Source organism: Pseudomonas sp. BF-RE-22, assembly GCF_019956155.1.
GTDB lineage: Bacteria > Pseudomonadota > Gammaproteobacteria > Pseudomonadales > Pseudomonadaceae > Aquipseudomonas > Aquipseudomonas migulae.
Genome location: NZ_JAHBDD010000011.1, coordinates 215,334 through 227,517 on the forward strand (window position 1 = coordinate 215,334; position 12,184 = coordinate 227,517).

The 12,184-nt window shown below is 59.6% G+C and carries 12 protein-coding genes and 1 pseudogene; 7 read left to right on the forward strand and 6 right to left on the reverse strand.

Annotated elements, in window-relative coordinates:
• Positions 1 to 15: 15 nt before the first annotated feature.
• Complete coding sequence (locus KGA82_RS07565) at positions 16 to 1,509, reverse strand: aldehyde dehydrogenase (protein WP_008038003.1); 1,494 nt, start codon at positions 1,507 to 1,509, stop codon at positions 16 to 18.
• 249 nt (positions 1,510 to 1,758) lie between these two features.
• Here KGA82_RS07565 and KGA82_RS07570 point away from each other — a divergent pair, with 249 nt between their 5' ends.
• Positions 1,759 to 2,121 carry a cupin domain-containing protein gene (locus KGA82_RS07570; RefSeq protein ID WP_008030568.1) on the forward strand — a complete coding sequence of 121 codons (363 nt, stop codon included), beginning with the start codon at positions 1,759 to 1,761 and terminating at the stop codon, positions 2,119 to 2,121.
• A 198-nt stretch (positions 2,122 to 2,319) separates the two neighbouring features.
• Here the strand turns inward: KGA82_RS07570 and rpmG are convergent, their stop codons facing one another.
• Together rpmG and rpmB are read right to left on the reverse strand one after the other, a co-directional pair.
• On the reverse strand, positions 2,320 to 2,475 hold the full coding sequence (gene rpmG, locus KGA82_RS07575) for a 50S ribosomal protein L33 (protein ID WP_007894709.1): 156 nt from the start codon (positions 2,473 to 2,475) through the stop codon (positions 2,320 to 2,322).
• An 11-nt stretch (positions 2,476 to 2,486) separates the two neighbouring features.
• On the reverse strand, positions 2,487 to 2,720 hold the full coding sequence (gene rpmB / locus KGA82_RS07580; RefSeq protein WP_003176907.1) for a 50S ribosomal protein L28: 234 nt from the start codon (positions 2,718 to 2,720) through the stop codon (positions 2,487 to 2,489).
• Positions 2,721 to 3,166: 446 nt separating this feature from the next.
• Between rpmB and KGA82_RS07585 the strand changes: the two genes are divergently transcribed.
• Positions 3,167 to 4,753: an ABC transporter substrate-binding protein gene (locus tag KGA82_RS07585; RefSeq protein ID WP_223450053.1), complete on the forward strand. Its 1,587-nt coding sequence runs from the start codon at positions 3,167 to 3,169 to the stop codon at positions 4,751 to 4,753.
• A gap of 122 nt (positions 4,754 to 4,875) precedes the next feature.
• Here KGA82_RS07585 and radC read toward each other — a convergent pair whose 3' ends face one another.
• Positions 4,876 to 5,550 carry a RadC family protein gene (radC, locus tag KGA82_RS07590; RefSeq protein ID WP_008038019.1) on the reverse strand — a complete coding sequence of 225 codons (675 nt, stop codon included), beginning with the start codon at positions 5,548 to 5,550 and terminating at the stop codon, positions 4,876 to 4,878.
• Positions 5,551 to 5,685: 135 nt separating this feature from the next.
• Between radC and coaBC the strand changes: the two genes are divergently transcribed.
• The 4 genes and pseudogenes from coaBC to argB all read left to right on the forward strand — a co-directional run bounded on the left by coaBC (position 5,686) and on the right by argB (position 9,938).
• Complete coding sequence (gene coaBC, locus KGA82_RS07595; protein WP_008030577.1) at positions 5,686 to 6,894, forward strand: bifunctional phosphopantothenoylcysteine decarboxylase/phosphopantothenate--cysteine ligase CoaBC; 1,209 nt, start codon at positions 5,686 to 5,688, stop codon at positions 6,892 to 6,894.
• 5 nt (positions 6,895 to 6,899) lie between these two features.
• Positions 6,900 to 7,355: a dUTP diphosphatase gene (gene dut, locus KGA82_RS07600; RefSeq protein ID WP_008030580.1), complete on the forward strand. Its 456-nt coding sequence runs from the start codon at positions 6,900 to 6,902 to the stop codon at positions 7,353 to 7,355.
• A 283-nt stretch (positions 7,356 to 7,638) separates the two neighbouring features.
• Positions 7,639 to 9,015: pseudogene (locus KGA82_RS07605) on the forward strand (phosphomannomutase/phosphoglucomutase); the annotation flags it as partial.
• A gap of 17 nt (positions 9,016 to 9,032) precedes the next feature.
• Positions 9,033 to 9,938 (forward strand): acetylglutamate kinase, encoded by a 906-nt coding sequence (argB, locus tag KGA82_RS07610; protein WP_008030582.1) that lies wholly within the window; start codon positions 9,033 to 9,035, stop codon positions 9,936 to 9,938.
• Between the two features lie 170 nt (positions 9,939 to 10,108).
• Here the strand turns inward: argB and pyrE are convergent, their stop codons facing one another.
• The gene (pyrE, locus tag KGA82_RS07615) at positions 10,109 to 10,753 is read right to left on the reverse strand and encodes an orotate phosphoribosyltransferase (protein ID WP_008038033.1); all 645 of its coding nucleotides are present in this window, start codon (positions 10,751 to 10,753) and stop codon (positions 10,109 to 10,111) included.
• 82 nt (positions 10,754 to 10,835) lie between these two features.
• On the opposite strand from pyrE, the gene KGA82_RS07620 reads away from it, so the two are divergent.
• Positions 10,836 to 11,615, forward strand: a complete 780-nt coding sequence (locus KGA82_RS07620; RefSeq protein ID WP_008030595.1) for an exodeoxyribonuclease III — start codon at positions 10,836 to 10,838, stop codon at positions 11,613 to 11,615.
• 171 nt (positions 11,616 to 11,786) lie between these two features.
• Here the strand turns inward: KGA82_RS07620 and KGA82_RS07625 are convergent, their stop codons facing one another.
• Complete coding sequence (locus KGA82_RS07625) at positions 11,787 to 12,155, reverse strand: DUF4870 domain-containing protein (RefSeq protein ID WP_008038052.1); 369 nt, start codon at positions 12,153 to 12,155, stop codon at positions 11,787 to 11,789.
• Between the last annotated feature and the right edge of the window lie 29 nt (positions 12,156 to 12,184).

Sequence of the window (12,184 nt, forward strand, 5' to 3'; positions counted from 1 at the left end):
CCTCCCTTTAACGGCTTACAACTTGATCCAGGTCGCCTTCAGCTCGGTGTACTTGTCGAACGCGTGCAGCGATTTGTCACGGCCGTTACCCGACTGCTTGAAGCCGCCAAACGGTGCGGTCATGTCGCCACCGTCGTACTGGTTGACCCACACGCTACCGGCACGCAAGGCCCGGGCGGTCAGGTGTGCCTTCGAGATGTCCTTGGTCCACACGGCTGCGGCCAGGCCGTAAGGCGTGTCGTTGGCAATCGCGACGGCTTCTTCGGCGGTATCGAAAGCAATGACCGACAGCACCGGGCCAAAGATTTCTTCCTGGGCGATTTTCATCGCGTTGCTGACGCCGTCGAAAATCGTCGGCTCAACGTAGGTGCCACCGGTTTCCTGCAGCGTACGCTTGCCGCCAGCAACCAGTTTGGCGCCGTCGGTGTGGCCGGATTCGATGTAGGACAGCACGGTGTTCATCTGCTGAGTGTCCACCAGCGCGCCGACGTTGGTCGCCGGGTCCAGCGGGTTGCCCGGCTTCCAGGCCTTCAAGGCCTCGATTACCAGCGGCAGGAACTGGTCCTTGATCGAACGCTCGACCAGCAGACGCGAACCGGCGGTGCAGACTTCGCCCTGGTTGAAGGCGATGGCGCCCGCAGCCGCTTCCGCAGCTTCCTGCAGGTTCGGGGCATCGGCGAACACGATGTTCGGGCTCTTGCCGCCAGCTTCGAGCCAGACACGCTTCATGTTCGATTCGCCCGAGTAGATCAGCAGTTGCTTGGCGATCTTGGTCGAACCGGTGAACACCAGCGTGTCGACATCGTTGTGCAGGGCCAGGGCCTTGCCGACCGTGTGACCGTAGCCCGGCAGCACGTTCAGTACGCCTTTCGGGATGCCGGCTTCAACGGCCAGCGCCGCGATGCGGATGGCGGTCAGCGGTGATTTTTCGGATGGCTTGAGGATCACCGAGTTACCGGTGGACAGCGCCGGGCCGAGTTTCCAGCAGGCCATCATCAGCGGGAAGTTCCACGGCACGATGGCGCCGACAACGCCAACCGGCTCGCGAGTGACCAGACCCAACTGATCGTGCGGGGTCGCGGCGACTTCGTCGTAGATCTTGTCGATAGCCTCACCGCTCCAGCTCAGGGCTTGCGCCGCGCCGGGAACGTCGATGTACAGGGAATCGCTGATTGGCTTGCCCATGTCCAGGGTTTCAAGCAGGGCCAGCTCTTCGGCGTGCTGTTTCAGCAGGCCGGCGAAACGGATCATGGTGGCTTTGCGTTTGGTCGGGGCCAAACGCGACCAGGCGCCGGAATTGAACGTGGCGCGAGCGTTTTCAACAGCGCGCTGGGCGTCGGCGGCGTCACAGCTGGCAATCTTGCCCAGCAGACGGCCATCGACCGGACTGATGCACTCGAAGGTCTCGCTGGAGACGGCATCGGTGTATTCGCCATTGATGTAGGCACGGCCTTCGATCTTCAGATCGCGAGCCCGTTGTTCCCAATCGGCACGAGTCAGGGTGGTCATTCGAGTGTCCTCCTCTTATTGAATACGAGCGCCCCGCGTTCTTCGCGGACGTCCCCAGGAATTCTGCCCAGCCAGCCTGCAATTCGGCCGAAGGCAACCGTCACCCTAAACCAGTGGCCGGGGTTGTTTCAATATATTTGACATAAGGTCGGTAAACGGCCTTGCGGTGTTCATTTTAATAAACATAGACTTTGGGCTTTCCAGCCATCTTTCCAGCCACTCGCGCCGCAATCACGGGGGATAACAATAATGAGCATCCAGAATATCGTCGATTTTAGCCAAGCCACTACCGAGCCCGAGCGCTACAGGCCGGACCCGGCGAAAATCTTGAAGGGCGACCCCGAGCAAGTCGTTTACAACCACTACAACAGCCCTTGCGGCCAGTTGAATGCCGGTGTGTGGGAAGGCGCCGTCGGCCAGTGGACGGTGAACTTCACCGAACACGAATACTGCGAAATCGTTCAGGGTGTGTCCGTGCTGCGTGACCTCGACGGCAATGCCAAGACGCTGCGCGTGGGTGATCGCTTCGTGATCCCGGCGGGCTTTCGTGGCACCTGGGAAGTGCTGGAGCCGTGCCGCAAGATTTATGTGGCGTTTGAACAGAAGGCCTGAAGATTTGCGTTGTTCGGGCCGGCCCCTTCGCGGGCAAGCCTCGCTCCTACAGTGGATTGCGTCCGCCCTGTAGGAGCGAGCGGTGCGACGATTCGACTTGCCCGCGAAGGGGCCCTAACAGGAAACGTAAAACCTTCAGGCAACAAAAAAGGCCCGTATCTCGCGATACGGGCCTTTTTCGTAAGAGGGAAAAATCAATTACTTGATTTTGCCTTCTTTGTAGATCACGTGCTTGCGAACAACCGGATCAAATTTCTTGATCTCGATTTTGTCCGGAGTAGTGCGCTTGTTCTTGTCGGTAGTGTAGAAGTGACCAGTACCGGCGCTCGAAATCAAACGAATCAATTCACGCATGATTAGCTCCCTTAGATCTTGCCAGCGGCGCGGATTTCGGCCAGCACGACAGTGATGCCACGCTTGTCGATGATACGCATGCCTTTGGCAGATACGCGCAGACGCACGAAACGTTTCTCTTCTTCAACCCAGAAGCGGTGATGCTGCAGGTTCGGCAGGAAACGACGACGGGTTTTGTTGTTTGCGTGGGAAATGTTATTCCCAGTCACCGGACCCTTACCGGTAACTTGACATACTCTCGACATGCCTCAGCCCTCTAAAACCACATGCCCAACCCGGCATGGGTTGGCCGCTTAATCTCTCAGTCATTTGGCGCCAGGCGCCGCGTTTCTTTAGAGGTCTTACCGGCTACACCTACAGTGAAGGAACCGGGCCCCTAGAAAAGAGCGCTGCTTTATACCAGAAAGACTGAGGTGCAACAACATTCCGTGCGCACCGACTTGATAAAAACCCCATTTTTCAGGCTGCGAGCGCCTTGGGTAAAGGCTATCGTCGATAAAGACCGCTCGTCGCAGAAAATCGGCCAACCGGCCAATCCAGGGGTTTTCTCGGCCGGCATTCACCGAAAACGATCGCACATAGTCCCCTTAAAATGAAAAAGGGGATAGTCATTTACAAAAGAGCCCTCTAGGGTAAGCCTTTTCCAGACTGCACTTGCAGATGGGCCTTCGATCTGTAAAGGAATCCGACCATGCGCCTCGCTGCCCTACCGCTGTTGCTCGCCCCGCTTCTACTGAGCCCGCTGGCCCACGCCGCCGCCCTGAGCGTCTGCACCGAGGCCAGCCCGGAAGGGTTCGACGTGGTGCAATACAACTCGCTGACCACCACCAACGCCTCGGCCGACGTGCTGATGAACCGTCTGGTGGACTTCGATACCGCCAGCGGCAAAGTGGTCGCAGGCCTCGCGGACAGTTGGGAAGTCAGCCCGGATGGCCTGACCTACGTGTTCAAGTTGCACCCGCAGGTGAAATTCCACCGCACCGAATACTTCAGCCCGACCCGCGAACTGACCGCCGAAGACGTGAAATTCAGCTTCGAGCGCATGCTCGACCCGGCCAACCCTTGGCACAAAGTGGCGCAGAGCGGCTTCCCGCACGCGCAATCGATGCAATTGCCGGCGCTGATCAAGAAGATCGACGCGCTGGACCCACTGACCGTGCGTTTCACCCTCGATCATCCGGAATCGACGTTCCTACCGACCCTGAGCATGGGCTTCGCCTCGATCTACTCCGCCGAATACGCGGACCAGTTGCTGAAAGCCGGCACCCCGGAGAAGCTCAACAGCCAGCCGATCGGCAGCGGCCCGTTCGTGTTCACGCGTTTTCAGAAGGACGCAACGATCCGCTACAAAGCCAACCCGGATTACTTCCGTGGCAAGCCTTCGGTGGACCCGTTGATCTTCGCCATCACTCCGGACGCCAACGTGCGGTTGCAGAAACTGCGTCGTAACGAGTGCCAGATCGCCCTCTCGCCGAAACCGCTGGACGTACAAGCCGCGCTGAAAGAGCCGACACTGAAAGTCGAAAAGACTGATGCGTTCATGACCGCGTTCGTTGCCATCAACAGCCAGCATCCGCCACTGGACAAGCCTGAAGTGCGCCAGGCGATCAACCTCGCGTTCGACAAGGCCAACTACGTCAAAGCCGTGTTCGAAGACACCGCCGAAGCCGCCAACGGCCCGTATCCGCCAAATACCTGGAGCTACGCCAAAGGCTTGCCGGGCTACGCGCATGACGTTGAAAAAGCCAAGACATTGATGGCCAAGGCCGGCCTGAAAGACGGTTTCCAGACGACGATCTGGACCCGCCCGTCCGGAAGCCTGCTAAACCCCAACCCAAGCCTCGGCGCGCAACTGCTCCAGTCGGACCTGGCGGAAATCGGCATTCAGGCCGAGATACGCGTGATCGAATGGGGCGAAGTGATCCGCCGCGCCAAGGCCGGCGAACACGACCTGCTGTTCATGGGCTGGGCTGGCGACAACGGCGACCCGGACAACTTCCTGACGCCGCAGTTCTCCTGCGCGGCGGTCAAGTCCGGCACCAACTTCGCCCGTTACTGCAACCAGGACCTGGACAAGCTGATCAGTGCCGGCAAGACCACCTCCGAGCAAGGTGTACGCACCAAGCTCTATGAGCAGGCTCAGGCGCAGATCCAGCAGCAGGCGCTGTGGTTGCCGCTGGCCCACCCGACCGCCTTCGCGCTGATGCGCAAGGAAGTCGAGGGGTATGCGGTGAGCCCGTTTGGCCGCCAGGACTACTCCAAGGTCAACCTGAAGTAACACCACAAACCCTTGTAGGAGCCGGCTTGCTGCGGGCGGCGTTCCGACGATGGCATCACCGCGGTCAATCAGCCACACCGCGTTGTCCGGATCGCCAGCAAGCCGGCTCCTACAGAGTCCCGTTACATCCACCCATACTCAGCCATCGACAGCGGATCACCGTCGCCGATGATGAAATGGTCGAGTATCCGCACATCGATCAAGTCCAGCGCCTCTTGCAGGCGCTTTGTCAGCTTTCGGTCGGCATGACTAGGGTCGGGATTGCCTGAGGGATGGTTGTGGCAAAGGATCAAAGCTGCGGCGTTGTGAGCCAAAGCGCGCTTGACCACCTGACGCGGATAAACGCTGGTGCAGTCGATAGAGCCGCGAAACAGTGATTCAAACGCCAGCACTCGATGTTTCGAATCGAGAAACAGACAACCAAATACTTCATGAGGCTCATGTCGCAGCATCGACTTGAGGTAATCACGCACCATCAGCGGATTCTCCAACACGGAGCTGTGGCGCAAGCGCTCAGCCAGATGCCGACGGGCCATTTCCAACACTGCCTGCAACTGCGCAAACTTTGCCGGCCCGAGCCCCAACTGTCCGCTGAATGCCTTTAGATCGGCCTCCAGCAAGGCGCGCAGGCTGCCAAATTGACTCAACAAATGTCGCGCCAGATCCACTGCGCTTTTACCCGACACGCCGGTCCGTAAAAAAATCGCCAACAGCTCAGCGTCCGAAAGACTCGCCGAACCCAACTCCAGTAACCTCTCCCGCGGCCGCTCGGCCACCGGCCAATCGCGAATACTCATAGCACCTCCCTGTCTGTGGGCGCCGCTGTTCCGTAGCGGTCGCTGTGATATCGTAGCCCATCTTTTTTGTGGGCGATTTCACTCCTGGGGAGGGGGTATCGCTACGCAGTCATCAACGAAATGAAAGGCAGACCTATGCAGCGGCTGTATCGGAAACGCATCGTTCTGGGCGTCGGCGGCGGTATTGCTGCCTACAAGAGCGCCGATCTGGTTCGCCGCCTGATCGATCAGGGCGCCGAAGTGCGCGTGGTCATGACCCGTGGCGGTGCCGAGTTCATCACTCCGCTGACCATGCAGGCCCTGTCCGGGCACCCGGTTCACCTGGACCTGCTGGACCCGGCGGCCGAAGCGGCGATGGGCCACATCGAACTCGCCAAGTGGGCCGACATGGTGCTGATCGCTCCGGCGACCGCGGACCTGATCGCCCGTCTGGCCCAAGGCATCGCCGACGACCTGCTGACCACGCTGGTGCTGGCCACCGACGCCGTGGTCGCCGTCGCTCCGGCGATGAACCAGGCCATGTGGCGCGACCCGGCGACCCAGGCCAACCTGCAAACCCTCGAAAGCCGCAGCATCAAGGCCTTCGGCCCTGCCTCCGGTAGCCAGGCCTGTGGTGACGTTGGCCTGGGCCGCATGCTCGAAGCCGTCGAACTCGCCCAGTGCGCGGCGGACTGCTTCCAGCGTCAGGCGCTGACCGGCAAACACGTGCTGATCACCGCCGGCCCGACCCAGGAAAACATCGACCCGGTGCGCTACATCACCAACCACAGCTCCGGCAAAATGGGTTTTGCCCTGGCCGAAGCCGCCGTTGAAGCAGGCGCCCGCGTGACCCTGATCACCGGCCCGGTGCACCTGCCGACGCCGGATCGCGTCACCCGCATCGACGTGGTCAGCGCCCGCGACATGCTCGCCGCTTGCGAAGCCGCGATCCCTTGCGACCTGTTCATCGCCTCGGCAGCAGTCGCGGACTACCGCCCCGAAGTCGTCGCCCCACAGAAACTCAAGAAAGACCCTACGAACGGCGACGGCTTGCTACTACAAATGGTCCGCAACCCAGACATTCTGGCCACCATCGCCACGCGCCCCGACCGCCCATTCAGTGTCGGTTTCGCCGCTGAAACCGAACACCTGCTCGATTACGCTGCGCGCAAGTTGAAAGACAAGAACCTCGATTTGATCGTCGCCAACGACGTCGCCAACCCGAGCATTGGCTTCAACAGCGAAGAAAACGCCTGCAGCGTGATCGACCGTGAGCTCCACGCCACACTTTTCGCCCAGACCAGCAAGAGCAAGATTGCTCGCCAGCTGATCACTTTTATCGCCGAACGTCTGAACCAGGTTTAATTTACATGCACGCTTTGCAAGCCAAGATCCTCGACCCACGCATCGGTACCGAATTCCCGCTGCCGCAATACGCCACCCCAGGCTCCGCCGGCCTCGACCTGCGCGCCATGCTGGAAAAAGACATCGTGATCAAACCGGGTGAAACCGTGCTGATCCCGACCGGCCTGTCCGTCTACATTGGCGATCCTGGCCTGGCGGCGCTGATTCTGCCGCGCTCCGGCCTGGGCCATAAGCACGGCATCGTGCTGGGCAACCTGGTCGGCCTGATCGACTCCGATTACCAGGGTCCGTTGATGGTTTCGTGCTGGAACCGCGGCCAGACCGATTTCAACATGGTGGTTGGCGAGCGTTTGGCCCAGCTGGTTCTGGTGCCGGTGGTTCAAGCGCACTTCGAGATGGTCGAAGAGTTCGTTGAAACCGAGCGCGGTGCGGGCGGTTTCGGGCATTCCGGCAAGCATTGATTTCTGGTTTTCAGGCTGGGCGCCCTGCCCGGCCTGAAGGGTGCTCTGCATTTTCAGAATGAAAATTGCATAGCCGTCATCTGGAAGGTTTAACACTGGAAAACAAGGCATTGGCTGGCCAAATCCTGGTTGGCGTTGGTGGCATGGCCTTTTCGCACCACGAACTCTCTGCGAAAAACGCCGTCATACCCTTCAGTTCGAACCCGCCGAAGCGTTCTTCGCGCGCAGGTCCAGCCACTTTCGAGATGGAGCATTCCCACAGATGAGCAACCCAGCCCAAGTCGCACCCAAGTTCCCTGACAGCATTTTCCGCGCGTACGACATTCGCGGCACCGTCCCGGAATTCTTGAACGCTGAAACCGCTTACTGGCTCGGTCGCGCCATTGGCGCCCAAAGCCTGGCCCAGGACGAACCGAACGTGTCCGTTGGCCGCGACGGTCGCCTGTCCGGCCCGGAACTGGTCGAGCAACTGATCAAAGGCCTGGCCGAGGCCGGTTGCCACGTCAGTGACGTCGGCCTGGTGCCAACGCCGGCGCTGTACTACGCCGCCAACGTACTGGCCGGCAAATCCGGCGTAATGCTCACCGGCAGCCACAACCCGTCGAACTACAACGGCTTCAAGATCGTCATCGCTGGTGACACCTTGGCCAACGAACAGATCCAGGCCCTGCACGACCGCCTCAAGACCAACAACCTGAGCAGCGGCAAGGGCAGCATCACCAAGGTCGAGATCCTCGACCGCTACAACACCGAAATCGTCCAGGACATCAAACTGTCCCGCCGCCTCAAAGTCGTGGTCGACTGCGGCAACGGCGCAGCCGGCGTGATCGCCCCGCAATTGATCGAAGCGCTGAACTGCGAAGTCATCCCGCTGTTCTGCGAAGTCGACGGCAACTTCCCGAACCACCACCCGGATCCGGGCAAGCCTGAAAACCTTGTCGACCTGATCGCCAAGGTCAAGGAAACCAACGCCGACATCGGCCTGGCCTTCGACGGCGACGGCGACCGCGTTGGCGTAGTGACCAACACCGGCAGCATCGTCTACCCGGACCGCCTGCTGATGCTGTTCGCCCGCGACGTGGTGGCGCGCAATCCGGACGCGGAAATCATCTTCGACGTCAAATGCACCCGTCGCCTGACGCCGCTGATCAAGGAATACGGCGGTCGTCCGCTAATGTGGAAGACCGGTCATTCGTTGATCAAAAAGAAAATGAAACAAACCGGCGCCCTGTTGGCCGGCGAAATGAGTGGGCACATTTTCTTCAAGGAACGCTGGTTCGGTTTCGACGATGGCATTTACAGCGCCGCACGGCTGCTGGAAATCCTCAGCAAGGAAAAATCCACTGCGGAAGAGCTGTTTGCGACCTTCCCGAATGATATTTCTACGCCGGAAATCAATATCCATGTGACCGAAGAGAGCAAATTCAGCATCATTGATGCATTGCACGACGCGAAGTGGGGCGAAGGCGCCGACCTGACCACCATCGACGGCGTGCGAGTCGACTATGCCAAAGGCTGGGGCCTGGTGCGCGCCTCCAACACCACACCGGTGCTGGTGCTGCGCTTCGAGGCCGATGACGAGGCTGAATTGCAACGCATCAAGGACGTTTTCAAAGTCCAGTTGAAGCGTGTTGCACCTGATCTCCAACTACCGTTCTGATTCACCCGGAGCCCTGAATGACCCTCGAACGCGAAGCCGCCGCCAACACCGCCAAGGTCCTGTCCGAAGCGCTGCCTTACATCCGCCGCTATGTCGGCAAGACGCTGGTGATCAAATACGGCGGCAACGCGATGGAAAGCGAGGAGCTGAAAACCGGCTTCGCCCGCGACATCGTGCTGATGAAAGCCGTCGGGATTAACCCGGTGGTGGTTCACGGTGGCGGCCCGCAAATTGGCGATCTGCTCAAGCGACTGTCGATCGAGAGCCACTTTGTCGATGGCATGCGCGTCACCGACGCGGCAACCATGGACGTGGTGGAAATGGTCCTGGGCGGCCAGGTCAACAAAGACATCGTCAACCTGATCAACCGTCATGGCGGCAGCGCCATCGGCCTGACCGGTAAAGACGCCGAGCTGATTCGTGCGAAAAAGCTGACCGTCACCCGCCAGACGCCGGAGATGACCCAACCGGAAATCATCGACATCGGCCACGTCGGTGAAGTGGTCGGTATCAATACCGACTTGCTGAACCTGCTGGTCAAAGGCGACTTCATCCCGGTGATCGCGCCAATCGGCGTCGGTGCCAACGGCGAGTCTTACAACATCAACGCCGACCTGGTGGCCGGCAAGGTGGCCGAAGCGCTGAAAGCCGAGAAGTTGATGCTGCTGACCAACATCGCCGGGTTGATGGACAAGTCGGGCCAGGTCCTGACCGGCCTGAGCACTCAGCAGGTCGACGACCTGATCGCCGACGGCACGATCTACGGCGGCATGCTTCCGAAGATCCGTTGCGCACTGGAAGCGGTTCAGGGAGGCGTGGGCAGCTCGCTGATCATTGATGGTCGCGTGCCGAACGCGATCTTGCTGGAAATCTTCACCGATACCGGCGTGGGTACTTTGATCAGCAATCGCAAGCGTCACTAAGCGATAGCGCATACAAAAAGACCCCGCTCAGCCTGGCTGAACGGGGTCTTTTTTTGCCTGCGCGATCCCTTGTAGGAGCGAGGCTTGCCCGCGAAGGGGTCGTCACATTCAACAGGGATGTGACTGCGAGACCGCCTTCGCGGGCAAGCCTCGCTCCTACAATGTCGGTGTCAGACGCCGAATTGGGCGCGGTAGGCTTCTACGGCTGGCAGGTGCTGCTTGAGCTGCGGGTCATCGGCCAGGAATTCCAGCACCTGATTCAGCGAAACAATGCTGATCACCGGAATGCCGAAATCACGCTCCACTTCCTGGATCGCCGACAACTCGCCGTTGCCACGCTCTTGACGGTTCAGGGCGATGAGCACGCCCGCAGCCTTGGCGCCGTCCTGGGAAGCGATGATCTGCATCACTTCGCGGATCGCGGTGCCAGCGGTGATCACGTCGTCGATAATCAGCACATCGCCGGTCAATGGCGCGCCGACCAGGCTGCCGCCTTCGCCGTGGGCCTTGGCCTCTTTGCGGTTGAAGCACCATGGCAAATCACGGTCGTGATGTTCAGCCAGGGCCACTGCGGTGGTCGCCGCCAAAGGGATGCCTTTGTAGGCCGGGCCAAACAATACGTCGAAGGGAATGCCGCTCTCGACGATGGCCGCCGCGTAGAAACGCCCCAGCTGCGCCAGGGCCGAACCCGAGTTGAACAGGCCGGCATTGAAGAAGTATGGACTGGTACGCCCGGACTTCAGGGTGAACTCACCGAAGCGCAAAACGCCGCGATCGATGGCAAAACGAATGAAATCGCGCTGATACGCTTGCATGAAAAAAACCCCAAATACCACGGATTTAGCTAATTAGGTTGACGCCGTGTATCATACACGCACGCGATTTTTGGGGCCATTTATGCGGATCATCAGTGTGAACGTCAATGGTATTCAGGCTGCAGTGGAGCGAGGTTTGCTCAGTTGGCTGCAAGCACAGAATGCCGACGTCATCTGCCTGCAGGACACCCGCGCCTCCGCCTTTGAACTGGACGATCCAGCCTTCCAACTGGATGGCTACTTCCTTTATGCCTGCGAAGCCGAAGTTCCCGCCCAGGGTGGCGTGGCTTTGTATTCGCGGTTGCAGCCGAAGGCAGTCATCAGCGGTCTCGGTTTCGAGACGGCCGACCGCTACGGGCGCTACCTGCAAGCCGATTTCGACAAGGTCAGCATCGCGACCTTGCTGCTCCCTTCGGGGCAGAACGGCGATGAAGACTTGAACCAGAAGTTCAAGCTAATGGACGACTTCGCCCGTTATCTGGATAAACAGCGACGCAAACGTCGCGAGTACATTTACTGTGGCTCGCTGTACGTGGCGCAACAGAAGCTGGATATCAAGAACTGGCGCGACAGCCAGCAATCCCCGGGCTTCCTGGCACCTGAGCGTGCCTGGATGGACGAGATTGTCGGCAACATGGGTTATGTCGATGCCCTGCGCGAAGTCAGCCGTGAAGGTGATCAGTACAGCTGGTGGCCGGACAATGAGCAGGCTGAGATGCTCAACCTGGGCTGGCGCTTCGATTACCAGATACTGACGCCGGGCCTGCGCCGCTTTGTACGTAGCGCTCGTTTGCCACGTCAGCCACGGTTTTCGCAGCATGCACCGCTGATCGTGGACTACGACTGGACGCTGACCATCTAGACGTCGTTACACAGACACAAAAAAGCCGACAGCAGTGTCGGCTTTTTTGTGGGCGCTGATTCGCTTTCTGTAGGAGCGAGGCTTGCCCGCGAAGAACGATCACGCGGTTTTCCTGACAGACCGAGGCACCTCAATTCGCGGGCAAGCCTCGCTCCTACGGGACCGCGGTGATTATTTGATCAACCGCCAGGTAAACGGATACCGATACGGCACCCCTTCATTGGCCTTCACGCCAGCAATGATCGTCAACACCAACGCACCGATCGCCAGCAACCCAAACAGGAAGAACCCGATGATCAACACCATCAGCAAGAAGCAGATGGCCGAAGCGATGGCGACGGTGATCTGAAAGTTCAGCGCCTCCTTGCCCTGCGCATCGACAAACGGGTCCATCTCGCGCTTCATCTGCCAGAGAATCAGCGGGCCGATCAGCGTGCCGAACGGAATCCAGATCCCCAGCAAGGCGGACAGGTGACAAAACATCGCCCATTGCCGAACTTCTTTGCTCGGGACGGGAAGCAGCTCTTGCTCGTCACTCATGTTGTCCTCCTTGTCTGGGATGGTTCCGG